Consider the following 26,565-nt stretch of genomic DNA (forward strand, 5'->3'; position numbering starts at 1 on the left):
TGGCCGTTACGCGACAACGGGCGGGGTGCTCACGCAGCCCGCCCGTTCGTCTCGTGCTTCGGCCAACCCTGCGTCACGCCGCACCGGCATCCTGCGCGAGTCCCGCCATCAGACCGCTTGCGCGCTGCACTTTCGCCTTCACGGCGCGTTCGAGCACCGGCCGCCCTTCGGGCAGCACGAGCGTGAAATACGCCCGGGCGCGCGTAATGCCCGTGTAGACGAGTTCGCGCGTGAGGACGGGGCTGTACGTGTTGGGCAGCACTAACGCGGCATGCGTGAATTCGGAACCCTGCGATTTGTGTACCGTAAGGGCGAACACGGTTTCCACGCCTTGCAGGCGGCTCGGCGACACCCACTTCACGCCGCCCGTTCCATCGGCGGCCGGGAACGCAACGCGCAGCACCGGCGGCTCGCCGTCGCGCACCGGCAATTCGAGTGCGATGCCGATATCGCCATTCATCAGTCCCAGTTCGTAGTCGTTGTGCGTGACGAGCACCGGCCGCCCGGCATACCAGTCGCCTCGCGGATCGATCAGGTTTTCTTCGTGCAACAGCCGCGCGACGCGCCGGTTCAAACCTTCGACGCCCCACGGACCACGTCTTAGCGCGCAGAGCAACTGGAACTCGCCGTGCGCCTTCAACACGTCGGCCGCCCATTGCGCGAGCGCTTCTGGCAACGCGCCAGCCGCGGGCCGCAACGTGCGCATCGTCTCCAGATAGTGTCGATAACCGTGACGCTGCGAAACAACGTCGTGGTCCGCCGCAGCGTCTGCCGCCCTGCCGTCGACGACCAGCGCACGCAGCGGCGCGTCGTCCGTGCTGGAGCACGTGAGGCGCGCGAGATCGGCGTGACCGCGTGCCCAGATCTTCCCGACGCCCTCGGCATCGCCCGCGTTGACCAGATCCGCGAGCGCGCCGATGCCACTGTCCGTTGCGAAGCGATGACTCTCGCGCAACATCGCGACCGCCTGATCGAGCGGCGTGCCGCGCGCGTCGAGCATCGCGGGGTCGATGCGCTCACCGGTCGCCGCTTCGAGCCACGCACGCGTGGCCTCCGTATAGTGCCCTTCGCGCGCGCGGTCACACAGTTCGCCCAGCACCGCACCCGCCTCCACCGAAGCGAGCTGGTCCTTGTCGCCGAGCAGAAAAAGCCGCGCGCCGGGCGGCAACGCATCGAGCACCGCCGCCATCATCTCCAGATCGACCATCGATGCCTCGTCGATCACGAGCACATCGACGGGCAGCGGATTGGCCGCGTCGTGGCGAAAGCGCCGGCTGCCAGGCCGTGTGCCGAGCACGCGATGCAGCGTCGTCACGACAGTGGGAATGGCGGCGCGCAGCGCATCGCCATTCAAAAGATCATCGAACGGCAAACGCGCAACGGCGCCCGCGATCGATTCGTTGAGCCGCGCCGCGGCCTTGCCCGTGGGCGCAGCAAGCCGGATACGCAACGCACGCGCACTGCCGCTTGCACCTCCCTGTGCGAGTGCGAGCGTCTGCAAGAGCGCCAGCAGCTTCACAACGGTCGTCGTCTTGCCCGTCCCGGGCCCGCCCGTGACGATGCCGAACGCACTTCGCGCCGCGAGCGCGCACGCGAGCTTCTGCCAGTCCGCACGCAGCGGCTCCCCCGCCTGCGCGCCACGCGCGGGGAACAGAGCATCGAGCGCGGGCCGCGCCGCGCCGGGCGGCAACGCAGCCTCGAATTCGGCACTGCGCGCGAGCCGCCGCACGATGGCGGCCCGCACGTCCTGTTCGTATTGCCAGTAACGCCGCAGATAAAGCCGCGTGCCCGCCAGTACGAGCGGCGTGTTGCCGGCCCCGGTGCTGACGAGTCCGGGCGCGTCGAGCGCCGCGCGCCATTGCGCGAGCGTCACACCCGCGAGGATTTCGGCAGGCGGTTGAGCGGGTTCCGCGTCAGGTGAGGGTGGGCCGTCGGGCGGCAACGACAGCGCGAACGCAGGATCGTCGAGCGTCGCCGCGAGGTCGAGACACACATGACCGCGCCCGAGCTGGTGACTCGCAAGCGCGGCCGCGAGCAACAAGAGCGGCGTGGCCTCTCGCGCCTCGGTCCAGAGAAACCGCGCGAATGCGGCATCGAGTGCGCGTAGCCAGCCGCGCTCGACCCAGCGGTCGAGCAAAGCCAGCATCCGTGTCGTCGATTCGCGCGTCTCGGAGACTTCACTCACCGCTCGCCGCGGCGTGTCCTCAGCGGCTGCGTCGATCTCAAGTTGCGCGAACAGGTCGCCGGTCACGCCGATCGTGTCCTTCGTGCGTCGCCTCGTCATGCCATGCCCTCTACGGCGTCGTGACGCGCGAACAGCGCATCGAGTCGTTCAATCAGATCGCGCGGTGGACACTCGATATGCAGCCCCTGCCCCGGCGCGCGCGTGCCGCGCAGGAAAATATAGACGGCCCCGCCCACGTGACGGTCGTAGTCGTAGTCGGGCAAGCGCGCCTTTAGCAGGCGATGAAGCGCGAACAGATACAGCACGTACTGCAGTTCGTAACGCGAATGCAGAATCTGCGAGCGCATCTTCGCGGCGGTGTACGAGGCGTCGTCGGGACCGAGCCAGTTCGACTTGTAGTCGGCCACGTAGTAGCGCCCCTCGTGTTCGAACACGAGGTCCATGAAACCCTTGAGCATCCCGTTCAGACGCGTGGCGTCGAGCGCGGGGCGCGCCTGACCGTCAAGCGTCATCGACGTAACGAGCGCATCGAGTTCAAGCGTGTCGACGGTGTGCGCCGCCAGCCAGAATTCCATTTCGGCCATATACGACGAGAGCTTCGCGAACGCGACCGGCGGCACCGCCTCGCCCGCCACGGAGGGTAGTCGCAGCGGGGTCTTCACGAGATGCACCATCCATTCGGTGATCGGATCGACCCAGCGTGACCAGCCGCGCACACTGCAGCGTCGCGCGACCATGTCGCGCACCCGCATCCGTTCGGAATCCTGTGCAATCTTTTCGAACCCTTCGTCGGCCGCCCACTCCATCAGGTCGTGCAGAAAGCTGCCCGCGTCGGCGCCGCGTTCGAATCCGTGCATCGTTTCGCCCGCAGGAGCCAGGGTCTGCGCGAGATCTGCGTCTTCTTCTGGCGGCGTCGTAGCGTCGAGCAGTTCGAGGAACACGTCCTCGCTGCGCGTGTCGGGCGCCGCGCGCGTGCCGTCAGGGTAAAGCGCAGCGAAAGCGCCCGGCGCTGCCTCGACCGTCTTAAGGCTCGAATAGCTCGCAATCCACCAGCGTTCGCGCACGCGATGGGGGAACGTGCGCGCGCCGCCGCGCGTCGTCGCGCTCTCGCGCATCGCGAAGCGTTCGTGTCCGGGCTCTGGCGCCGGCGCGATATCGATGTCTATAGAGCCATCGCGTAATGCATCGAGGCGCGCTTCGGTTTGCCCCGCTGGCACCGGCTCGCCGCCACTCACGAGATAGCCGAACGCGCTCGACTCCACGCCCTGCAGCGGCGCATAGCCGACCCAGGTCGCGTAACGCGCCCGCGTGAGCGCGACATAGAGCTTGCGCAGGTCCTCACCGAGCCGCTCGCGATCCGCCTGCTGCAGCACGCGGCCGTCCGCTTCGAGCGTAACGTGCGGCTCGCCGTCTGCGTCGTGCCATTTGAGCGGCACATCGTCGGATTTGACCGCGCGAAACGCGCACGCGAACGGCAGGAATACGAGCGGATATTCGAGTCCCTTCGATTTGTGGATCGTGACCACCTGCACGAGCGCCGCGTCGCTTTCGAGCCGCAGTTGCCGCGCGTCACCACCGCCGCCCGCGCTCTCGTCCTCGCGTTGCTCGTCGAGATAGCGGATCAGCGCGTGCTCGCCGTCGAGCTGCGTGCTGGCCTGTTGCAGCAGCTCGGCCAGATGCAGCAGGTTCGTGAGCGCGCGTTCGCCGTTGGCGAGCGCGCCCGCCGTCTCGCCGAGCAGCTGCTGTGGCACGTGAAAGTCGTTGAAGAGGCGTCGCAACATCGGCAGCACGCCCTTCTTGCGCCAGCAATCGCGATAGCCACGGAACTGCAGCACGCGCGCGTCCCACGCGATCTCGTCGCGGCCCAACGCATCGAGTTCATCCCAGCCGAGCCCGAGCAACGACGTCGCCAGCGCCGTGCGCACGCGCCGGCCATCGTCAGGCTCCGCACAGGCGGCGAGCCAGTAGCGCAGTTCCTGGGCTTCCGGCGCGAGGTACACGGAATCGCGATCGGAGAGATAAACGCTGCGCACGTCGCGTGCTTCCAGGGCTTTGCGAATCGCGCGCGCTTCCTCGCGATTGTTCACGAGCACGGCCATGTCGGACGGCTTCAACGCGCGCAGACCGTCCGCGCCCTCGAAGCCCGCCGCTTGCGCATCGCCGAGGTTCAAGAGACGCGCCATTTCCGTCGCGCAACTTTCGGCCATGCTCGCGAGGTAGGCGCCCTTGCTGGCGAGCGGCTTGCCGTCGGCGCCTGGCGGCAGCCACCAGACGGTGAGCGCCGGCACCTCGACGTCGCCCGCCACCAGCCTTTCGGGGCGGCCATTCGCATCGGCGGGAACGAACGGAAGCGGATTGGCCTCCCCCCCGGCGCTGCGGAACAAGAAGGCACCGCTTCCTTCCGCTCGCGACTCCGCGGCGCCGAAACATCGGTTGACCGCGGCCACCATCGCGCGCGTGGAGCGATAGTTCGTCTTGAGCGTATAAAGCCGCCCTTCGCACGCGCGCCGCGCGCGCAGATACGTATAGATATCGGCGCCGCGAAACGCGTAGATGGCCTGCTTCGGATCACCGATCAGGACGATTGCCGTATCGGCGTCGTTTTCCTCGATCCGATAGACCTTGTCGAAGATCTGGTACTGAACCGGGTCCGTGTCCTGAAACTCATCGATCAGCGCTACCGGATATTGCTTGCGGATGATTTCGGCAAGACGCGCGCCGTTTTCCTTCTTGAGGGCAGCCTCGAGACGCGTGAGGAGGTCATCGAAACCCATCTGCGAGCGACGCGCTTCCTCTTCTTCGAAGCGCTGCGCGACCCATCGCGCTGAGTGGCACAGCAACGCCTGCCGCGCTTGCGGCCGTGCGTCGAGCGCTTCGCGCAGCGTTTCCATCGCAACGAACGCCGAATGCGCGGGCGGCTCACTGCCAAGCTGCCAGATTTCCTTGAGGCCGGCGGGCGTGAGACGCGTCCAGACGGCGGCCTTCTCATCGAAGCCGGGGTGCTCCATTTCTGGATCGTGCGCCCACGTGCGCAACTTTTCGATCCACGTATCGCAGTTGCGCGTGTTCAGCTTCCTCGCGTCGAACTGCTTCTTTGCGCGGGCGTCGTCGAGCAGCGCCTTGACTTGGTCGATCCACACGCGCCACGGCGCCTTGAGGTCTTCGAGTTGCGCACGAGCCTTCACGCGCGCATCGAGCAGCGACGCGGCGGGCTCGGACGCATCGGGCAGCAGGTCCACATGCGCGAGCAGCCCACGAATCGCGTTGTGCAATTCATCTGGATTCCTGAACCACTCGCGCACTTCCTGCGCCGATTGCACGTCCAGCGACGCCATGTACGTGCGCCAGTAATCGCGCACGACCTCCGCGCGCAATTCGGTCTGATCGGTGACGAGCGTCTGCGAGAAAAGACTGTCGCTGTCGAATGCGTGCTCGCTGAGCATGCGGTTGCACCAGCCGTGGATCGTCGACACCGCGGCCTCGTCCATCCATTCCGCCGCGAGCTGCAGGCGCCGCGCGCACGCGGGCCAATGCTCGGGCGGATAGTCCTCTCGCAGTTCGTGCAGAAGGTCGCCGCCCGCGTCGCCAAACAGAACCTCGTCCGGATCGGCGCGAAAGGCATCGGCCGCTTCGATCAGACGCGCGCGGATACGTTCGCGCAGTTCCTTCGTCGCGGCATCCGTGAACGTGACGACGAGAATTTCAGGCGGCGTGAGCGGCCGCATACACGTACCCTGCGCGCCTGACTCGTTCGACGCACCATGACCGAGCACGAGCCGCACGTAGAGCATCGCGATGGTGAAGGTCTTGCCGGTGCCCGCGCTCGCCTCGATCAGGCGGCTGCCGTAGAGCGGAAAGCGCAGCGGCTCCAGTTCTTCGGCCGTAACGTCCTGCACCTGGCTCATGCGGTTTCTCCAGCAGGGGCCGCGTCGCGCTTCGCGCGCGAGGCCGCCAGCGGCGCGCGCTGCACGGGCAGGAGCAGCGTCGTCGCCAACGTAATGAATTCGTCGTTTTCGACGAGCGTCTCGAAGTCGGGAAATGCGCGGCGCAACCACGGGTTCGTCTCGCACTCGCCGGGCGAACGCAAAGCACCGTTGAATGCGGTGCGCGCATCGCCCCATGCTTCATCCGGAACGGCCGACCGGCTGCCATCGAACGTATCGGGCAAGCGGCGCAGCCACGCGAACGCCGTCTTGATCGCGAGCGGCAGCGGCCTGCGCGCGCCTTCGTCCCACGCGCCGAGCAGCGCAATCAGCCAGGCGCGCGCAGTGTCGTGCGCAACGGGCGAAAATTCCGCCACGCCCGCCTTGCTGACGATCACCGTCGTCACTTCACCCACTGCCAGTTGCGCCGCGACGTGCGCCACCCAGTAAGCGACGAGCCGTTCCCCTCGATATTTGTTGGCCTTGATGAGCGTGCCCGCATCGAGAATCACGCGACCGCGCGCGCCGTCGGGCCCCGCACGCAGATCGTCGATCCAGTCGTCGACGGTCAGCGTGCGCCCTTCTACCTGCGCATCGAGACGGATTTCATATTGATGCTCGAGCGGTTCCGGCCAGCGCGCGAGCGCCTTGCGATATTCGATGAAAAGCTCGCCCATCGGCGCGAGCAATTCCTGACCCATCACCTCGCCGAAGCCGCCCGTCGCCAGATCGCCGCTACGGTGCATCCGTTCAAGTCGTTCGAGTGCGGCCGGTTCGAGATCGTCCTCGCCGCGCTCCATCGCCGCGACCTGAGCGCGAATCAGTTCGCCCTGGAGTTGCCATGCCTGCAACGCATCGACTTCGAACGGCTCCTGATTCTCGCTTGCCGCGTCCTCAGCTTCGAACCCAACGCGCAGGCGCTGCCGGAAGAAGCTACGCACCGGATCGCGCAAGAACTCGGCGAGTTCGGCAATCGAGACGGGTTCATCGCGTTCGGTCGGCGGCAGCAACGCGGTCCGCGCCGCGGCGCTCCGCAAAGGCGCGGGCCGGTTCCATTCCGACGCGTACGTAAAGAGCGGTGATGCAGCGGGCCGCACGGGGAAATAGTCGGCGCTGAACGGTTGTAGACGATGCTCGATCGTCAACGCATCGACGAGCGCGTTCGGGCGATCCTCATCGCCTTCGAGGCGCCAGCCCGACTTCAGATGGTCGCGCAATTGCCCCACCAGCACCGATGGCGGACGCGGCGTGTTGTCGGTCACGCTGCGCCCGATCCACGAAATGTGCAGATGGTCGCGCGCGGAAAGCAGCGCTTCGAGAAACAGATAGCGGTCGTCCTCGCGACGCGAACGGTCGCCGGGCCGGTAGTCGCGGCACATCAGGTCGAAGTCGAGCGGCGTGCGGCTGCGCGGATAGTCGCCATCGTTCATGCCGAGCAGGCACACGCGGCGAAACGGAATCGCGCGCATCGGCATCAGCGTTGCGAAGGTCACCGCACCCGCGAAGAAACGCTGCTGCAGACCGCCGCCATCCAGCACGCCGAGCCAGTTTTCCGCGACGATCGCAAGCGGCAGCTTGTCCGTGAGCGCTGCCTCCGCACACGCCTCACGCCAGGTTTCGAGCGCGGCGTCGAGACGTTCGAGCGTGTAGGCATCTTCGGGGTCATCGGTGGCGAAGAACGTCGTTTTCAGCGCGCGCAGGCGTTCGCACCAGTCGTCGACCGTCGCGTTCTCGCGCAGCGTTTGCCACGCCGAATCGAGCGCATCCACGAGACGCGTGAGCGGACCCAGCAGCGCCGCATCGAGACCGCCGATATCCGCGTAGGGCTCGATGCCCTGCCACGCGCTCGCGCTCTCGCCCGCCGCATAGCCGAGCAACATGCGTCGCAAACCAAAGCTCCAGCTATTCGGCGCGCTCAGCTCATCAGTCTGCGGCAGCCCGAGACTCGCACGCTGCTGCGCGTGCAGGCCCCAGCGAATGTTCGCGCCGTCGATCCAGTTGCGCAGTGTCGGCACATCATCGGCGTCGATTCCGAAGCGCGCGCGCACAGCAGGCACTTCCAGCAGGTCGAGCACGTCGCTCACCGTGACGCGCGACTGAGGCAGCGCGATCAGCATCTCCAGCGCACCGGTCAGCGGATCGAAAGCGCGTTGCGCGCGGTCCGCCACGCTGAACGGGATGTAGCGCGGATCGTCCGCATCGACGAGCCCGAACACCGCCTGGATGTGGGGCGTGTAGACCTCGATGTCGGGCACCATGACGATCACGTCACGCGGACGCAATGCCGGATCGGCCTCGAACGCCGCCAGCAGCCGGTCGTGCAGAATCTCCACTTCGCGCTGCGCGCTATGGGCGATGTGAAAGCGGATCGATTCGTCCGCGTCCGGATCGACCGAGGGCCACTGCTCGCGCGTTTCGTTCAACGGGCGCAGATCGCGGATATCGTCCTGCAACTGTTGCAGCAGCGTGAGCGGGTCATCGCCGTCGAACAGGTCAATGCGCTGGCCGATGCGCGTGAAATGCGGCGCGTAGTTCGCGCGCGCTTCATCGCTGTCATATTCGTCGAGCAGACCGATGAAATCACGCCCCTGCTTGCCCCATGCTGCGAGCAGCGGCTGCGCGTGCAGATGCAGCTGCGAATCGTCGAGCACGGCGGGCGCGCCCGCGCGGCGGTGCTGACGCGCGTGACGCGCGCGCAGCAGGTCCTGGTCGGCGACGATATCGGCCCAGTAGTGCATACACGGGTTGTGGACACACAGCAGCACCTGGGTCCAGCGCGCGAGTGCCGCCAACACTTCCACCGATTGGCGCGGCAGACTCGAAATGCCGAACACGACGATGCGGCGCGGCAGGGCCTTCGGCCGCTCGTCGCCTTCATGCCAGCCTTCGGCGAATCGCATGAACGCCTCGTGGACGGCCGCACGGCCCGTCTCCCGCAGATCGATTCCGTTTTGCGCGTGCGCGCCCACATCGTCGAGCAGCGCGCGCCACAAAGCCGCCTGCCAGCGCGCATCGTCGGGCAGCGGGATGCGCTGGTTGCGCGCGTCGATCACGACGTCTTCGTTCGCGGCCCATGCGGCGAGCCAGTCCGCGCGATAGACCTGGTACTGGTCGAACAGATCGGCCACACGTTGCGCGAGCTGGAAGCGCTTGCGCTGATCGTCGTCCTGCGCCATGAAGCGCTTGAGCGGTGCGTAGCCGGGTGCGTCCAGCAGCGCCGGCAGCATGCGCATCAGACGCCACGTGAGCCGCGATTTGTCGAACGGCGAGACGGCCGGCACTGCCTCGGTACCCAGCACCGCGCGGTACACCTGCCACAGAAAACGCGAAGGCAGCGACATTTCGAGCGCCGCCGCGATGCCGCAACCGCCCTCCTCGGGATCGGCGGCGAAGGCCAGCTTGAGCCACTGCGCGATGCCGTTGCTTTGCACGAGCATCACTTCTTTTTCGAGCGGAGCCACCGGGTTCTGGCCGATCCATTGCACAATCAGATCGCGCATCCGCTCGGGCTGATTACCGTGGACGAGCATCAGCCCCGTGGGCAGTTCGCGTGCGCTCAAGCGAGGCTCCTTCGCGGCGCAGGCACGCGCGAAGCTGGGGTGGATTGGATGTGATGTGCGGCCATGTCGCGAGGGTTTGTACGGTGACGATGCAACGCGGGCCGGTAAGCCGGCCCGGTGTCACAGTTTACGACATCGGCGTCGGGAATGAACTGGTCTGACGTACGGAGTGATCCCTGAGGGAAAATCACCCCGGTGGCCAGTTGCGCGCGTAGTGCCAAGGCGTCGGCCGTAGTGACGGTCCATGGAACGATGGATCACACGGTTCACTGAAATGCCAGTCCAGACGCTCTTCGCGCAGGCTTGCCTCTCACGCGCGCGGAATGGCCTCACAAGCCGACCACCGAAGATCCGCAGCATGAACCGAAGTTGGCCGCGTGAAGGTTTTTGCAGAAATTCGCTGGACTTTCGTTTTACAGCTGTACGAGCTTCATTGCACCGGGATGAATGCGTGCGGTGCAATGGTAGGATTTCCAAAAATGAACCGAATTAATTTCACGGCATGTTTGGAGACCTCAAAACCACACCATTACCCGTCACCCACGGCGCAAGTCTGGCCGGTTATGCGGAGCTCGCACGCAGCGTTGGCCTCGACGCCAACGTCATGCTGCGGTCTGCCGGGCTGAACAGGCATGTCCTCAACGATCCGGAGGCTTCGGTCGGTCTGGAGGCGGCCTGCAAGTTGCTCGAAGCAAGCGCCGAGGCGTGCGGCGTCGAGGACTTCGGGCTGCGGCTCGCGGCACTGCGCGATCTGTCCAACCTCGGTCCCATTGGTCTCGTGGCACGAGAGGCAACGACGGCCATGCAGGCGCTCGACACGGTCTGCCGGTATCTGTGTTTGATCAGCGCTTCATTGATGGTGCGCATCGAACATCAAAACGACCTCGTCGCGATTCGGGCGTACGTCCTGTTGCCGCCTTCCACCCGCCGCAAGCAGGCGATGGAACTGACCGTGGGGATGCTCTACCGGATAGAGGTGGCCTCACTCGTTCGGACAGTCATCTGAGATTTTTAAGTGGAACGTCCGAGGCAATCATGCTGCCGATTTGATCGCAGGCAGCGTCGCGAAGTATGCCTCATCCGGGGTCTGATCCGCCAGGCTCGAATGGGGCCGTTTCCGGTTGTACAGCTCGACGTATTCGCCGATGGAGCGCCGGGCATGGCTGACCGACTCGTACGCTTTCAGGTAGACCTCTTCGTACTTGATGCTGCGCCACACCCGTTCGACGAACACGTTGTCGCGCCAGGCCCCTTTGCCGTCCATCGACAGCCGCACGCCCCGGCTCAGCACCGCCTCGGTGAACGCGCCCGCCGTGAACTGGCTACCCTGATCGGTGTTCACGATGTCGGGCAGTCCGTAGCGGGCGAACGCCTCTTCCAGCGCCTCGACGGCGTGCGTGGCTTCCAGCGTGATGGCGACCCGGTACGCGAGAATCTTGCGGCTCGCCCAGTCCACCACTGCCGTCAGGTACACGAAGCCGCGCGCCATCGGAATGTACGTCGTGTCGAGGGCGAACACCTGATTGGCACGCTCGATCTTCATGCCGCGCAGCAGGTACGGCCAGATCTTGTGCTGCGCGTTGCGGCGGCTCGTGTTCGGCTTGCAGTACAGCGCCTCGACGCCCATGCGCTTCATCAGCGTGCGTACGCGACGGCGACCCACCTCATGGCCTTCCCGGCGCAACAGGCGCGCCAGCATCCGCGCCCCTGCAAATGGGAACTCCATGTGCAGTTCGTCGATTCGCCGCATCAGCAACTGATCGACCTCGCTGACCGGCTGCGCCCGGTAATATGCGCTCGATCTCGCGATGCCAACCAGTCGCGTCTGTCGCGAAACCGGCAGCGCATGCGTACAGTCAATCATCGCTTTGCGCTCAGCAGTCCGGCTTTGCCGAGCGCTCCTGACAAAAAATCGTTCTCCAGCGTCAACTGCCCGATCTTCGCGTGCAGCGTTTTCACGTCCACCGGCGGATCGCTCGACGGTGCACCTGTCGCACCAAACACGTCTGCCGCACGCTCCTGCAACTGCCGCTTCCATTCCGTGATCTGGTTCGGATGTACATCAAACTGCTGTGCCAGTTCGGCCAGCGTGCGCTCACCTTTGACCGCTGCCAGTGCCACTTTCGCTTTGAACGCCGCTGAGTGCGTCCGTCGGGTTCTCTTCGTCATTTCCTCGGTTCCTTTGCCAGCATTATCGCTGGCTCAGGCCCCGGCCAAACCACTTATCCGACTGTCCGAATTTGCGCGGCCACCTCTGATCATCGCCGAACTGCTTGATTCGGCCTGGAAGCCCGCACAGGTGTGCTTCACTCACAGGGCTCCGCGAGACAGCAGGCCTCATCGCAAGTTCTTTGGCATCCCCGTCACGTTTAACGCCGAATTCGACGGCATGGTGTGTCGCGCGGCTGACCTCGGCCGGCCACTGCCGCGTGGCAAGCGTGACGCGACCCGCTTCGCGGTTAGGTACCTCGATCAAGTCCTGGCGCAGCAACGCCCAAGCTCCAGCGCGACGGCCCGACAATTTATTGCCGCCATGCTGGCAAGCGGCCGCTGCACCGCCGCGCAACTCGCCGAGCATCTGGGCGTCGATCGCCGGACGGTCCACCGACATCTGATGACCGAAGGCGAATCGTTCCGGGGGCTCCTTCAATCGACCCGGATGGAACTGGCGGAGCGGCTCGTGGCAGAAAGCGACCTCGCGCTATCGGAGGTCGGCACACTCCTCGGGTTTGCAGTACCTAGCGCTTTTTCCAGCTGGTTCGCGAGGACATTTGGCAGCAGCCCCTCGCAGTGGCGGAGGAACCGCTAGCGAACGCCGACACGTCCCGACGCGTTGCCCTGCGTCGGGATGGTCGGCGATGTCGTCAGGCGTGGAGCGTGAAGCCGCGCTGGCCGGGCTTGCGATTCGGCGCAAAACCGACTTTGGCCAGCGTCTCGTCGACGCCGTCGTAGAACTCATCGACCTTGTAGATCTGGCGCGCTTCCTTGCCCGTCGCGATCTCCCGTCCGAATTCGCGGGAGATGCGTACGAGTTGCTCGATCTGCTTGACCGTGCTCATCTTGCTCTTGTGGTCCTGCGTCCAGATGTTGTCCTCGATGCCACAGCGCACATGCAGGCCCATCGCGATGGCCATCATGTTGATCGGCAGGACGTGGCGCATCGACGACTCCAGCGTCAGGATTGCGCCGTCCGGCACGTGGCGGATGAAGTTCATCAGCGTGTACGGATTGGCGCCGTCGAAGCCGCCGCCGATCATCACATAGGTCAGTTTCAGCGGCCCGCGGTAGATACCGCGGCGCATCATGCGCTCGACCGTCTCGAGCTGGGAGACGTCGCCAAGCTGAAATTCGGTCTGGATGCGCTTTGCCTGCAGACGTCGCAGATGCTCCTCCATCCACGCAGGCCCGGCTGGAATGGTCATCTCGCGATACGCCTCGTACATCTTCGGCTCGCTCAGCGACGTGCCGGCGACGTCAGCCGCGGTCATCTTCTCGCAGACATTCATCTGGTTTGAGTTGATCGCAATGGTCACCTGATCGGGCTTCGGCAGCAGTTCGGCCAGCATGTGACGGGTATCGTCACTCAGCCACTTCGCCGCGTCACCTTCGTTCTCAGGCGCAAACGAGATCGAGCCGCCAACCTGCAGAATCATGTCGGGCACGGCCTCGCGCAGCCCGGCAAGCAATTCGTTGAACTTGGACAGGCGCTTGGAGCCCTTCCCGTCGTCCTCGCGAACATGCACGTGCAGCGCGGTTGCGCCGGCGTTGTAGCAATCGACGGCCTTCTGAACCTGATCCTTGATGCTGACCGGAATGTCTTCCGGGAAATCCGAGGGGAGCCACTCGGGCCCGTAGGGCGCGGCGCAGATGCACAGCTTTTGTTGATTCTCGGGGAACCACGAATCGTCCATGAAGTTCACGGCTGTCTCCTTGTATCGGCCCGACGCGTGCGCGGGCCGGAGTTAGGTTTTTTGGGGGTTTTCGATCAGCCCGCGTCAATCACGCTGGGCGCTCGCCGGGAGCGAAGGGGCGGTCGCCGATGATCCCGGCGCGTTCCATCTTTCGATGGCAAGGCGGATAGTCCATGACCGCGTAATGCTGGGTCGAGCGGTTGTCCCAGATCGCCATGCTGCTGGGCTTCCAGCGCCAGCGCACCTGATATTCGGGAATGAACGCCTGGCTCACCAGATAACGCAGCAGATCGCCCGCACCGGGGTTGGCGTCCTGCCCATAGCGCACGTTCGCCGCCGTGTGGAAGTTTGTGAAGTGCGTGGTGAACGCATTCACGAACAGGATGTTCTCGCCGGTTTCGGGATGCTCGCGCACCACCGGGTGTTCAGCGTCCGGATACCGTGACTTGAGCGCGAGTCGTTTCTCGATCGGCATCGCAGCACCAAAGCTGGCCTCGAGGCTGTGGCGGGCACGCAGCCCGGCAATCTTGCGTTTGATCTCTTCCGGCAGCTTCTCGTAGGCGAGCACCATGTTGGCCCACGTCGTATCAGCGCCGACGCTCGGTCCTTCTACGCAGCGCAGCACGCAACCCATCGGCGGCGCCTCGCGCCACGTGGCGTCGGTGTGCCACGCGTTCTCATAGCGGTCAATCGGTTGGTCAGGCGATTTGTAGATCTGCACGAGGCCGGGCGCGTCCGGATGAGACGGCGCCACCGGATGATCCTCGAGTTCGCCAAACCGGCGGGCGAAGGCGACGTGATCGGCGCGGCTGATGTTTTGATCGCGCAGAAACAGCACCTTGTGTTGCAGCAGCGCAGCTTTGATTTCGGCGAACAGGCCGTTGTCGTGTACTGCATCGGCCAGATTGACACCGGTCAGTTCGGCGCCGATCGCACAGGTCAATTGTTCGATTCGCATCGTGTTCCTCCTAGGGTCTCGGGATCAGGTTGCGAATCGGTGAATGCAGCTCCTCAGTGAAGGCCATATGTGGGCTCCTTGTCTCCGTTCGTTTTGGGCGCGTGTTTGATTCGCGTGGAAGAAAGTTAAGATTTTCTGCTCGGATAGACTTTCTCGATTGGGACAATTACTTTCTCATTTGGGACAGGTCGTTGCGCATGCCCCTGGCGTCTTGATGCAGGTCAAAAATGAACGTTGGGTAGCTTGTGTGGCTGCACAGAAAAACCGCGAGGTTGCTGACGCTAATCACGTGTTGCAACGGGCGCTGCAGGTTCGGCGAATAACGCTGCGGTCCGTGCAATTTGAAATGACTGAGGCAACGCGGTCGGACATCGGCGCATGGTTCAAGGATGCAGCGTTGAGGCGGAGAAGTGCCTTTCGCCCGGTCGCCTGGCGGCGTTTTCAATCAATTCAACCGGCAATACATCGCGTGGGCAGAGCGCCTGGCCGGCAACGTTCGCGTCTTTGGGCGACGCACACAGGCAATCGCGCTCCGCCAACGGCTTCGGCGTCGCGGCGCGGCCCGCGCGCTTCAGACAGGACGGCGCCCCGTATACGAGGGTGTGGCGGCGCAAGGGTGTGCAATCAGTTCCCCACGCAGGTCACGTACGATCCAGATTGCGAGATCGATACGTTCGACTCCGGGGGCCGCTAAGGGATCGCTATTTATTAATTTCGTAGCGCGTAATCGCGCATCAGTCCCCCGCAGCGGGGCTGATGCGGATACGCAACCGACGATCCAATCAAGCGTTATGGCGCGCGTTGTAAACGTGAAGATTGGACTCGCGTTCTCACAGCGCGCGAAGATACCGTGCAATAAGGCGAGTGCGGACGGACTTCTGTCCGACGCAAACCGGTCTGCGGCTGCGAGAGTGCTGCAATGCAGGGCGGAAGATGACGATATTCCGCCTGCTTGATCAAACTACCGTGGTGCAGATTCGCACGAGCAGTGATCAATTCACCTGCAAATTCCCGCCGGCGCCGAGGCCACCCTTCACGCTTTGTGCTTTGTATTGCTTCACGGATGTAACGAGGTTATTTAGCGAATCCGTGAAAGCGGCCACGATTACCTTGCCCTGCGCCGTATTCGCGTATGCCCCCCCAGCGCCGCCACCTGCGCCGCCAGCACCTCCGGCAACGAGGCCGGCGAGCACACCATAGTCGACGTTCTTGGCCGATCCCTCGGCGGCGGCCAGTTGGACGCTCGAACGGTTATCGACCAGCGTGAGTAATGTCGACGCTTCCTGAGTCTTCATCGTGCCGGCGACACCGGCAAGCGCCCCGCCGACGACTGGCACGAACGCGAGCAGTCCCGCTGCACCGCCACCTGCGTTGGCGTTGCTAAAGGTGATGCTGGGGCTGATGGTGTAGTCGGCGGCGACCATCTGGCCTTTGTGCATTTTCGAAGTTTTGCGAAGCTCGCCAGTTGCATTGAGTGCGCGCTCATCCATCGCTGCAGCCAGTGCACGGCCACGATCGACAATCACGAAGCAGTTGGATTGCTGCACAAGCAGCTTTAGAACAGGGACCGTGCTGCCGAGCTGATATTGCCCGGTCACCAGACCGTACCAGGGGGCAGTGGTGTCTTCTACGATCGAAACCGTCCCGAGGGGTGCGGCGCAATGCGACAGGCCGGCATTGGCGTTCTGCGATGTCGAGCCGGCTGCCGAGCCAGTCGCGGTCGTTTTCGCCGACGTTGCACCCATCTGCATGTCGGAGCATGCGGCCAGAAAAAGCAGCGACAAGGCTGCAGCCCCCATCAATTTGACTTCCATGGTTCCTCGCTTATTGTTCTTTGGTTTTTCAGTCGTTGAGTTTTCTGCCTAACGGGATTTAGGCAAGTAGCGTCGGGTGTTCTACATTGGCGCCATCCGAATATCGGCAATTCGGCATGAATCTTCAAAGTGGGTGTTTAATCTTTGTTATGCCGCAAGAAAAATCTCGGGTTGGCATGTTGGGTCTGCATTATTGACGCGAGCGTTGCTTGAGTTATGCGTTTTGGCTGCAGCATGCAACGGGCTGAATGCGGAAGCGCCGCGGTTCCAAAGGCACGTATTCCGCTGCAATACGGGATTGGGTGAAACGATTGGCGTATCCCCGGAAGTCGCCATTCAGTTCGTGCGAGGCAATAGCCGAGATGGAGTGTCACCAGACTTTTTAGTTGAGGCCCTCCCAACGGCAGTGATGATTTGACTTTTGCCAGCCAGTGCGTGCGAGCGCTCCACTCCTTCGACGCCGAGCCTGCTGCCGTGATCCTGCCAGCCGATTGCCCCCGATCCCGATTTCCACCCGGCAACTGGAAGAAGCCACTACCGACCTGCAGTCGTGTGCACGGATCATCGCCAGACTGTCGCGGGCGGCATGAGGCGTTTTGTGTCATATTGACCGTTTTTGTGGCAACGCGTAAAGTGTGCCTTCGTCGAACCCCACGCGCTAATTGAGCGTCCCGGAGAAATCGGAGATGACCCCGCCGATGCATTTCAAAGAGATCACATTTGCAGCGGACGGCCCGTGGCATGCGCCCGTCTCAGCGACCGCGCCAGCCACACCGACCGTCAAACCCTGCATCGCCGTCCATGAGACGGTACGCTCATGAGCGCCTGTTCCCTGCCCGCCAGCAATGTCGCTCAATCGGAGAGCGACACGAATCTCACTGGCCGTCGTAGCGCATGGCAAGACCGCGCGCTCGACGCAAACACTCGCGCGCTCCTCGCACGCGATTCCACGGCGTTCGTTCACCAGTCCGTGTCCACGCCGTGCCTGAATGCGATTGCAAAGGCCGAAGGCATCTGGATCGAAGACGTCCAGGGACGCCGATACATGGATTTCCACGGCAACAATGTGCACCACATTGGTTACGGACATCCGCGCCTCAAGCAGGCAATCGCGACGCAGATGGACGCACTGCCGTTCGCACCGCGCCGATACGCCTGCGAGACCGCAGTGGAACTGGCGGAAAAACTCGCGTCGATCGCACCTGCCGATTTATCGAAAGTACTCCTGACGACTGGAGGCTCCGATGCGATCGAAGTCGCGATCAAACTCGCTCGCGCAGCGACCGGACGCTTCAAGACGCTGTCATTCTGGGATGCTTTTCACGGTGCGGGGACCGGCGCATCGGCATTGTCGGGAGAAGCCCTGTTTCGCGCGGGGCCGGCCGCGCCGCTCGTCGCGGGCGCGCAGCACGTCGCGCCATTTGCGTGTTATCGGTGCCCGTACGGGCACGCCTGCCACGAGCACGGCGCGCCCAAGCTCGAAGCATGCAACATGGCGTGCGCGAATATGGTGGACTACGTGCTAGCGCGCGAGGGCGATGTCGCCGCCGTGATCGCCGAACCCGCGCGCTGCGTGCCCTACCTGCCGCCGCCGGGATATTGGCGGCGCGTGCAGGAGGCATGCCGTCGCCACGGCGCACTGCTCGTCTTCGACGAGATCCCGACCGGACTTGGGAAGACAGGGAAAATGTTCGCGTGCGACCACGACGGCGTCGTGCCGGACATACTGGTGATGGGCAAAGCGCTGGGTGGCGGAATTCTCCCGATTGCCGCGTGCATCGCACGCCCGGATCTGGACGTGGCCGGTGACTGGGCGTTTGGTCATTACACGCACGAAAAGAATCCGGTTACGACGCGCGCTGCGCTCACGACAATCCAGATCATCGAGGACGAAGGTCTCGTGGAGAATGCGGCGCGCGTGGGCGCGCTCGCGCTCGAACGGCTGGATGAGATGAAGCACCGGCTCGGCGCGATTGGCGACGTGCGCGGGCGCGGCTTGCTGCTTGGTATCGAACTCGTGAAGAGTCGAGCGGACAAAACACCCGATAACGAACTGGCCGAGGCCGTGTTGTATCGCGCGCTCGACCGCGGCCTGTCCTTCAAGACGACGATGGGCAATGTGCTGACGCTTACACCGCCGCTTACCGTCACGCCCGCGCAGATGCTGGATGCCCTGGCGATTATCGAAGAGGCGATCACGGCGGGGACTTCGGCCGATCGACGATAACCGAACGCCCACCTGCTATTCCAACGGCGGACGCTCGCTAGTGACGCGCTAGAGATATTTGACTGCCGGCTAGCAGATCCTCAAAAAAAGATCTCATAGAAACCCACGCAAACAAGGAGAACGCCGGCGAGCACGCCAGCAGATTTCCCCGCACGATGCACGCCCAATTTACCGAGGTAAGTGCCGAACGAGATGGTGATAATGCTGACGACAAAAACTACCGCGGTCATCGCGTAAATATTCAAGCCCAACATCCCGGCCCCGGCGCCGTTGGGAACATTATTGATCGTTAGACCAAGAGCTAACGCCAGAGCCTCTTTCAAGTCGATATGGCCCGAGCGGTCCCTGTCGGCGACAACAGGATTGTTGAGAATCTCGGCGATCTGGTGAAAGCCGTATGTGGAACGCCCGTTGTTCGTGACGAGGTCTGCTTCCCGCGGCTCCCCGACGCAGCGCATGAACTTTTCCTGGTAGATGACCCAGAGCCCCGCCAGCACAATAACGCCGCCACCGAGCAAGGTGTCCATTCGTTGACTTATGAAACGGTAGACGCTTTGCCCGAGAAGGATAGACAGAAAGGTACCGGTGGCGGTAACCGCCGCGATCAGGACATTAGAGGAGATGGGGATGTTGATCTTCCGGAAGCCGTACGAGGTACCTACCCCGATATTGTCGAGATTGCTCGATGCGGCAATCAACAGGATGGGAAAAATCGAGGTGTACAGGACGGCTTGAATCATGTTCTGAAACTTCTTGTGAAGACCGGAAAATGCACCTTGATTTCCGGTTCAATCGCCGTGGCCAATTACGTGGTCACGATAAGGAAGGTAGCAATGACCTTGCCTTCCTTTGGCACATTGGGCACATTCCCTGGCCGAGTGCGTCAAGCGGCGGCCAGATCGGCGAGCCAGCGCTTTTCAAACCTCATGGATCTGGCATGCCTGAGGTCGGAGTGCAACCGATGGTTATTTCGGAAACGCAGCCACATTCAGGCACCGCATATATTGCCTGATGCCGGCGCCGCCAGAAATCCGCAAAGCCCCTGGAATACCCGCCACTGCGCACCGCTCAGCCGCGTTGGCACTCAAGCCGGAACCGCGGCTGACCGTCGCCACCCTACTGCCCACCCGACGCAATAAGCGGCCCGATCACGCCCATTACCTGCTCAGGCGTAATCGCCGAGGTGCACTCGAATCGCCGGTCATCGCCCCCATGGCGCGGGCACCAGTTAAAGTCGCTGCTGTCGAATTCGACTGTCGTGTCGTTGTAGCAGCTATTGCACACGCGAAAGTTAATCACCCGCCACGGCGTATGAAACTCCGCCTTCGGATGCGAATGGCCGCTGATCAGCACGACCGGCGTCCTGACTGCCCACGCAAGCCACGACAGACCGCCAGCGACCCCAATAAAGAAGTCAGCGTTCGCAAGCAAACTGGCCCGTTCCGTTAGCGGCAGATCGCCGGTGAAATCCTCGGCGCCTTCCGGTATCGTGTTCAGCGCGCCCGCCACGCCGTGTTCGCGGTCACGGTCGATACACAGCACGCGGTATCCACACGCCCTCAAAAGCGCAATCAGCGCCGACCAGCCACCCGGCCTGTTCCAGTATTTACATTGCGCCGACGCCTGCGTGCCGATACACACATAACGCTCGCGGATCGTGCGCTCCCGGTTGGCCACGACGATATTCGGGCGCCGCTCGATCGCGGGAACGCCCAGCATGTACGAGGCAAAGTCCTGCACACTGCTCACGCGCGCATCGGTTGGCTGATGATCGCGATCCGTGTACGGCAGGAAGCGGTCGAGCCGGTACGACGCGTAGAACGGCTCGCCTTCAGCCTCGATCTCGCCGGGCAGACCGTCCACGAACTGCAGCGCCGGATAGGCGTCCTCGAAAAGCGGACGCAAACCCGGCCTCAGTTGCACGGTCACCTGGCATTCGTGCTGCTGCCGGAACGCCTCGATCGCCGGCATCCACGCAATTGCATCACCGAGCGCGCCCGAGCCGACCTCGATCAGCACGCGCCGCCACGTCGCATCGAACGCGTGCGAAAACACGACGCGCGCGCCATCGAACACGTCGAACTGGAAGCGCACGAAATATTTGCGGCGGCTCGAAGCGAGTTCACCCGCTTCGAGCGTGTCGTGCAAGATGACGTTGTTCGTGTCGAGGTCGCGCATCCGGACGCGCCAGCCCGCCACCGGCACCTGCACGCGGCAGCCGTAGTTGAAGTCGTAACGCACGCCCTCCCGGCCGAGCAGCGCAGGCACGTCGGGGCAGGCGGACGAGGCCGCCTCCCGGCTGAGCAGTGCGCGCTCGAGTAATGCGTTGGGCGACGGGGCAGGCGTAGCGGTCAGACGCCGGTCGGTCGTGTTCATCGTGCGGGACTCGTTTCATCTATGGTCGTACCGACGCAGCCTTGCCGCATCGGGCTTGCGCCGCGACCCCAAATACAGGGCGGCGCCGCCAAGGATGATAGTCCGCCGTGCGAGCGCGCACGGCTACGCAAATCAAGAGATTGTGAGATATGCCGCGCGTCAGGTCAGCGCGGCCGCCGCAAACTTGCCGAGGTCGGTCGCGGGATCGTGCAGCGCATCAACATCGAGTTTCGCTCCAGACCCCACGAGCTTTTTGCCGCAAAGGAAATCGGGCATCGAATTGACGGCGTCGACGGCGAGCAGCGTCCGGTCCTTGAGATACCAGACCGCGAAGCGCCGCGCCGCGGGATCGCCACGCACGATGGCCTGGTCGTAGCCCTCCAGCAGGCCGACGGTCTGCAGTTTCAGGTCATATTGATCGGACCAGAACCACGGTACGTCGCAGACGGGACGCGGTTTGCCCGTGATGGCCGCCGCCGCGAGCTTCGCCTGCTCCACCGCGTTGTGCACGCTTTCGAGGCGCGCCGAGCGGCCATAGTGCGCGAGCGGCCGGTTCGAGCAGTCGCCGATCGCGAATACATCGGGGTCGGACGCCCGGGCGTCGTCGTCGACCTGCACGCCGTTTGCGCAGGCGATGCCCGCCTCCAGCGCCAGCGTCACGTTCGGGACGACGCCGACGCCGACGAGCGCGAGCCCGGCCGGCACGACCTCGCCCGACGCCAGTTTCACGCCGCTCAACTTGCCGCCCTCGCCCACGAACGACTCGATTTTCGCGTCGAGGCGCAGATCGACGCCCTTCGCGCGATGCTCGTGTGCGTAAAACGCCGAGACGGTTTCGCTCGTCACACGTCCGAGCACGCGCGGCGCGGCTTCGAGCACCGTGACCTCACGGCCGAGCTTGCGCGCGGAAGCCGCCGCTTCGAGGCCGATATAGCCCGCGCCGACCACGACCAGCCTTTCGCCGGGCTGCAGGCGCGCGCGCAGCACGTCGGCATCGGCGAGCGTGCGCAGTGCCACCACCCCTTCCAGGTCGTGCCCGGGGATGGAAAGCACGCGCGGCGTAGAACCGGTCGCGAGAATCAGCTTGTCGTACTGCAGGTGGCTGCCATCGGCGAGCGCGAGCGTGTGGGACGCGCGGTCGATCGAGTGGACCGCCGCGCCGAGCTTCAGTTCGATGCGGTTGTCGTCGTAGAACGCGCGCGGCTTCAGCCATAGGCGGTCGGTATCGGCCTCGCCCAACAGGTAACCCTTGCTGAGCGGCGGACGATGATACGGCGGCACCGGCTCAGCGCCGACCAGCACTATCCGTCCGTCGAAACCGTATTGCCGCAACAGCGCGGCGGCGTTGCCGCCCGCATGCCCTGTCCCGACGATCACCACCGTGCTGCTCGATCCTTCCATGTCCCCTCCCGTTCGCTTGTGCATCTGGCTCATCTATTGTGGCGTTTCATACATCTATCGCAACGATCGTCGCTCCGGCCCCACTGTGGCCCGCTATGCCCCTGCGGCGCTGGCCAGGAACGCGATCATCGCATGCTTTGGCCCCGGCGCTGTCCATTGTCCTTATCGAACGCTTGCGTTCTTGGTGGCGCAGCGCAGCCTCCCATTTCATAGAGTTGCGCGCCGTGTGAGTGACGCGGCTAGAATCGCGCAATCGCTCCGCGTCACATAACAAAAACCCAGGATACCGCCATGTCCCACGCTTCAGTTCCCCGCCCGCCGCGCGTCTATCTCGCGGGCTTCGACGTGTTCCGCCTCGACGCTCGCGCGTTCGGCGATCGCCTGCGCGCCGCCTGCGCCGAATACGGTTTCGAAGGCGTCTATCCGCTCGACGCCGAAGTACCCGACGACCTCGACGGCCCGCACAAGGCCGCCTGGATCTATCGAGCCAACATCGAAGCGATCCGCTCCGCCGATATCGTGATGGCCAACGTCGACGACTTTCGCGGCCCGGGCGAGCCCGATTCCGGGACGGCGTTCGAAATCGGTTTTGCAGCCGCGCTAGGAAAGAAAATCTGGGCGTATACGACCGATGCGGGAACCTTGATCGATCGCGTGCCGTCGCAGCCGGTCCCTCAAGGACGCACATGCGCACGCGGTTTTCTGGTCGAAGACTTCGGACTCCAGAAGAATCTCATGATCGCGTGTTCCGCACGGATCATCGACGGCGATGCGCGTGCGTGCCTCGCGGCCATGGCACAGGACCGCGACAACCCGGACGCAATGCCGGAACATCAGTGATGCATGGCGCTCATCGTGCTCATTCGCTGCAGGGCACGAATGCGCGCGACGGCTGGCCGGTCCGTCACCGCGCCCTGATACAGCTTCGCGAGATCGGCTTTGAGCGCGGTGCGTGAGCCATTGTCGAGATAGACCATGTGCCCCGAAGGGTAGAAGCGTGCACTGAGGTTGTTGCGCACCTTCTGATCGACGAGCGGCATTTTCTGCAGATCGATCACGGTCTGATAGAACGGCGTGACGAAGTCGTAGTAGCCGTTTGCCGATAGCACGCGCAGATCCGGGTTCAGTGCCATCACGGCAGCCAGATCGCCCGCTGTGTAAAGCACGATATTGCCCTGCACGTCGATACCCTTCTGGGCGCCCGTCGGGTCGATGTGGCTGAAATTCCAGTTATGAAATACCTGGTCGTTGAGATCCGTGAACGAAGAATTCGAACGGAATTTCAACTGCTCGTTCAAGTAGCTGTTCCACATCGCCGTATAGACACCCGTCACGGCGGTCATGGTCGGATCGTTACCGCCCGAGTTTGGGTCGATCTTTCCCGCGATACCCGTGTCGATTGCCGTCACACGGCCATCGTACGCACCAAGCGCTACGCCTTTATCCTTGAGCAGCGTCGTGAGAAAGAGCGAATTGCCCCGGCTGTCGTAGGCGGCGATGTCGAGGTTCCAGGAAGTAAGTGTCTGCGTGTCGATGCCCATATATTTCGAAAGTGTGCTGAGCGCGGCCGCGATCGCCGGGTTTTTCGCATTGGAAATATTTTCCAGCGCCTCGCGATAGTCCGTGCGCGAGAATTGCGCCACCTGCTCCGCGAACGCCTGCAGGTCCTTTGGCTTCGGCTTCACGCCGACGCGATCGTGATACCACGCATCGGCGGCAGCGGTGGGAAGCGCGCCCACCGGATTGCCGCTTTGCGCATAGTCGAGAATCGACGACTGCAGCGTGATACCGTTCAGGTCGACGCCATCCTCGTGCAGCCTGTACGCGAGCACGCAACTGCGCGCCGTGCCATACGATTCTCCGTAAAGAAACTTCGGCGAATTCCAGCGATCGTTCGCCGTGAGATAGCGCTTGATGAACTGCTTGAGCGAGTCCGCGTCCTGATCGACGCCCCAGAATTCGCGGTTGTGATGCGGTGCGATCGCCGCCGAATAGCCCGTGCCCACCGGATTGACGAACACCAGGTCGCTCTTGTCGAGCAGGCTGTCCGGGTTATCTTCGAGCGTATAGGGAGCGGGCGGCGTGAAGCCCGGCATCGACGTCTTGATGCGCTTCGGCGCAAACGAGCCGAGCAGCACGAACACCGACGACGAACCAGGCCCGCCGTTATAGAAGAACGTGACAGGGCGATCCTGCGCCTGCACGCCGTCCTTCGTGAACGCCACGTAGAAAATCTTGGCATTGGGCTGCGAGTTGCCCGGATCGACGGTCACGAGATGCCCCGCCGTCGCCGTATACGCGATCACCTCGCGGCCGATCTGCATCGCATGGTGCGTAATGGCGGCGTTCTCGGTCATGTCGGTGACGAAGTCGTCCGGACCGTTGCCGTATGCGGTCGGATCGAAGCATGGGCGATCCGCGGGGCTGCGGTGCTTGCCGTTGCCACTGGGTGCATGGCCATTGCCACGCGTGGATCGAGCCTGACCGGTCATATCGTCTCCCTGCTCGTGCAGTGTGTGACGTTTTCGAATCCTTCCGCGTGTCGCCGTTGTCCGCGCGCGCGACGCCGCCTCATGCTACGCCGACGCGAACACCCCGGCCACTTTAGTGCCCACTGGTGTACCGAGGCCCGTGCAGGCGTCCCAGCCGGGCGCGGCAGAATAATCGCCGTTGTTGCCGGTCGTAATGTCGTTGAATGCGCGAGGCTGTGCGTACAGCAACGCATTCGCGAAGCCCACGGGTTTGCCGCGCGTGGCGTTGATGCGCGCGATCAGCGCAGCCCAAAGCGGCGCGACCGCGCTCGTGCCGCCCACCACCGTATCGCTTCCGCCGATGCGCACCACATAGCCCGTGGCGGGATCGGCATCCGCGGATACATCGGGGACGCCGCGACGTGCGAGCGCGCTTGTACTGCCGTCGCTGCCCGCGACCGACAGGCCCTTCTGCCAGGCTGGCAGCGCGAAGGTCGAACTTACGCCGCCGCCCGTTGCCCCATCGTTGGCGCTGCTCCACACCGTCTCGCGCTCGATCTTGCCATTGGCCGCCGTCACGCGCGTACCGCCACAGCCAAGTGCATACGGGCTCGACGCAGGGAAGTCCACGTGATCGGCTCCGTCGCCCACGCCATCCGATGAGCCACTGTCGCCCGACGCAGCGCACACCGTCACGCCGAGCGCCACAGCCGTCTGCAGCGCGTCGTTGAGCGCAGTGAGCGTCTGCTGCGTCCAGGCCGATTCGGGCGCGCCCCAACTGATCGAAATGACCGAAGGATTGCGCGTGCTGTCGTGCAACGCTGCGCTCACGGCATCGACAAAACCCGCCTCGCTATTCGGCGCGAAATACACGGCGATTCGCGCCGCGGGCGCAAGCGCACCAGCAATCTCGACATCCAGCGTGACTTCGCCATCGGGACCATTCGGATCGCCGGTGGGGGCGTTCTTCGCCTGATCGACGGACACCGATTCCACTATCGGAAACGGCACGCCGAGCGCGCTGAAATAGGCCCGCAGGTCCGTCTCGCTGTAACCGCCGCCTAGTTCAACGAGCGCGATGCACTGACCGCGGCCATCGCCGGACGGGAAGTCATAGAGCTGTGCGATCTGCAGCGGCGTGAACGAATTGGTCACGGCTCGCGCGGCGCGAATGGGCGGACGGATCGTCGGGTTGGTGCGAAAGTGCGGACGCGCTTTCGCACGATTATCGAAGCCAAGCACGGCCGTGACGACCTCGTGAACGTCTTCGGGCAGATGCACGGGGTGGCCCGGCTGGTGGAAGTGATGCGTGGCATTGCCCACCTGATGCTCGAAGTGCTGCAGATCGACGCCGAACGCGGCGTTGTACTGCTCGACCGTGCCGGAGAGCACGATGCGCCGCGCGGCCGGGTCCGTGCTCACGACCGTGAGCCCGTGCGACGCGGCGAATCGCTCGACGCACTGGACGTCGGCGACGGAAGCGCCGAAGTGGCGTTCGAATTCTTCGCGCGACACCGGCTGCGCCGACGCGTCGCCAGACTCGAGCCGCTCGACCAGATCGCGGAAGCCGTCGCCGTTCTGGCGGCGCAGCATCACCACGATTTCAAAACGCTCTGCGGGATCGCACGCGCCCACGCACTTTGCATTGGCCGGTGCCGGGTGGTTGCTGCCTGCCAGGGGCCGCCTCGTCATGGCTTTTCTCCTCGCTCCAGCGCTTGCGTTGGGCTTCACACACGCTA

At 63.9% G+C, this 26,565-nt stretch carries 16 protein-coding genes; 4 read left to right on the top strand and 12 right to left on the bottom strand.

The features are described 5' to 3' along the window. Positions 1-73: 73 nt before the first annotated feature. Genes recD through recC form a run of 3 tightly spaced genes read right to left on the bottom strand, consistent with a single transcriptional unit; the run spans position 74 to position 9,668 of the window. Entirely contained in the window at positions 74-2,284 is a 2,211-nt protein-coding gene (recD, locus tag L0U80_RS21760) for an exodeoxyribonuclease V subunit alpha (RefSeq protein WP_233869876.1), read from the bottom strand. Continuing rightward, positions 2,281-6,090 (bottom strand): exodeoxyribonuclease V subunit beta, encoded by a 3,810-nt coding sequence (gene recB, locus L0U80_RS21765; protein ID WP_233869879.1) that lies wholly within the window; start codon positions 6,088-6,090, stop codon positions 2,281-2,283. Before recB ends, recD begins: the two co-directional genes overlap by 4 nt. Then, complete coding sequence (recC, locus tag L0U80_RS21770) at positions 6,087-9,668, bottom strand: exodeoxyribonuclease V subunit gamma (protein WP_233869882.1); 3,582 nt, start codon at positions 9,666-9,668, stop codon at positions 6,087-6,089. The genes recB and recC overlap by 4 nt, the downstream gene beginning before the upstream one ends. A 502-nt stretch (positions 9,669-10,170) precedes the next feature. On the opposite strand from recC, the gene L0U80_RS21775 reads away from it, so the two are divergent. Continuing rightward, positions 10,171-10,674: an AraC family transcriptional regulator ligand-binding domain-containing protein gene (locus L0U80_RS21775; RefSeq protein ID WP_233869885.1), complete on the top strand. Its 504-nt coding sequence runs from the start codon at positions 10,171-10,173 to the stop codon at positions 10,672-10,674. A gap of 27 nt (positions 10,675-10,701) precedes the next feature. Here L0U80_RS21775 and L0U80_RS21780 read toward each other — a convergent pair. Further along, a protein-coding gene (locus L0U80_RS21780; RefSeq protein ID WP_373322092.1) for an IS3 family transposase occupies positions 10,702-11,837 on the bottom strand; the annotation gives its coding sequence in 2 pieces (ribosomal slippage) (positions 10,702-11,582 and positions 11,582-11,837; 1,137 coding nt in all). A gap of 13 nt (positions 11,838-11,850) precedes the next feature. Between L0U80_RS21780 and L0U80_RS21785 the strand changes: the two genes are divergently transcribed. Then, a complete protein-coding gene (locus tag L0U80_RS21785) occupies positions 11,851-12,477 on the top strand; it encodes a helix-turn-helix transcriptional regulator (protein ID WP_233869888.1) in 627 nt (208 codons plus the stop codon). Between the two features lie 55 nt (positions 12,478-12,532). Here L0U80_RS21785 and L0U80_RS21790 read toward each other — a convergent pair whose 3' ends face one another. From L0U80_RS21790 to L0U80_RS21800, 3 genes are all read right to left on the bottom strand, one after another. Next, entirely contained in the window at positions 12,533-13,588 is a 1,056-nt protein-coding gene (locus tag L0U80_RS21790; protein WP_233869891.1) for a beta-keto acid cleavage family enzyme, read from the bottom strand. Between the two features lie 79 nt (positions 13,589-13,667). After that, entirely contained in the window at positions 13,668-14,537 is an 870-nt protein-coding gene (locus L0U80_RS21795) for a TauD/TfdA dioxygenase family protein (RefSeq protein WP_233869894.1), read from the bottom strand. 992 nt (positions 14,538-15,529) lie between these two features. Further along, the gene (locus L0U80_RS21800; protein ID WP_233869897.1) at positions 15,530-16,351 is read right to left on the bottom strand and encodes a CsgG/HfaB family protein; all 822 of its coding nucleotides are present in this window, start codon (positions 16,349-16,351) and stop codon (positions 15,530-15,532) included. Positions 16,352-17,168: 817 nt separating this feature from the next. On the opposite strand from L0U80_RS21800, the gene pbfA reads away from it, so the two are divergent. Next, positions 17,169-18,578, top strand: a complete 1,410-nt coding sequence (gene pbfA / locus L0U80_RS21805; protein WP_233869900.1) for a (R)-1-hydroxy-2-aminoethylphosphonate ammonia-lyase — start codon at positions 17,169-17,171, stop codon at positions 18,576-18,578. Between the two features lie 80 nt (positions 18,579-18,658). On the opposite strand, the gene ytaF is transcribed toward pbfA, so the two are convergent. The 3 genes from ytaF to L0U80_RS21820 form a co-directional block, all read right to left on the bottom strand. Then, entirely contained in the window at positions 18,659-19,318 is a 660-nt protein-coding gene (gene ytaF / locus L0U80_RS21810) for a sporulation membrane protein YtaF (protein ID WP_233869903.1), read from the bottom strand. Between the two features lie 376 nt (positions 19,319-19,694). Continuing rightward, a complete protein-coding gene (locus L0U80_RS21815; RefSeq protein ID WP_233869907.1) occupies positions 19,695-20,954 on the bottom strand; it encodes an autotransporter strand-loop-strand O-heptosyltransferase in 1,260 nt (419 codons plus the stop codon). A gap of 159 nt (positions 20,955-21,113) precedes the next feature. Further along, positions 21,114-22,355, bottom strand: coding sequence for an NAD(P)/FAD-dependent oxidoreductase (locus L0U80_RS21820; RefSeq protein WP_233869910.1), 1,242 nt, complete (start codon positions 22,353-22,355; stop codon positions 21,114-21,116). 291 nt (positions 22,356-22,646) lie between these two features. Between L0U80_RS21820 and L0U80_RS21825 the strand changes: the two genes are divergently transcribed. Beyond that, on the top strand, positions 22,647-23,195 hold the full coding sequence (locus L0U80_RS21825; RefSeq protein ID WP_233869913.1) for a nucleoside 2-deoxyribosyltransferase: 549 nt from the start codon (positions 22,647-22,649) through the stop codon (positions 23,193-23,195). On the opposite strand, the gene L0U80_RS21830 is transcribed toward L0U80_RS21825, so the two are convergent. Further along, the gene (locus tag L0U80_RS21830) at positions 23,189-24,847 is read right to left on the bottom strand and encodes a S10 family peptidase (RefSeq protein WP_233869916.1); all 1,659 of its coding nucleotides are present in this window, start codon (positions 24,845-24,847) and stop codon (positions 23,189-23,191) included. The genes L0U80_RS21825 and L0U80_RS21830 overlap by 7 nt on opposite strands. 84 nt (positions 24,848-24,931) lie before the next feature. Next, on the bottom strand, positions 24,932-26,518 hold the full coding sequence (locus tag L0U80_RS21835) for a S53 family peptidase (RefSeq protein ID WP_233869919.1): 1,587 nt from the start codon (positions 26,516-26,518) through the stop codon (positions 24,932-24,934). Positions 26,519-26,565: the final 47 nt, after the last annotated feature.

It is taken from the genome of Paraburkholderia adhaesiva (genome assembly GCF_021390575.1).
GTDB classification, from domain to species: Bacteria; Pseudomonadota; Gammaproteobacteria; order Burkholderiales; family Burkholderiaceae; genus Paraburkholderia; species Paraburkholderia adhaesiva.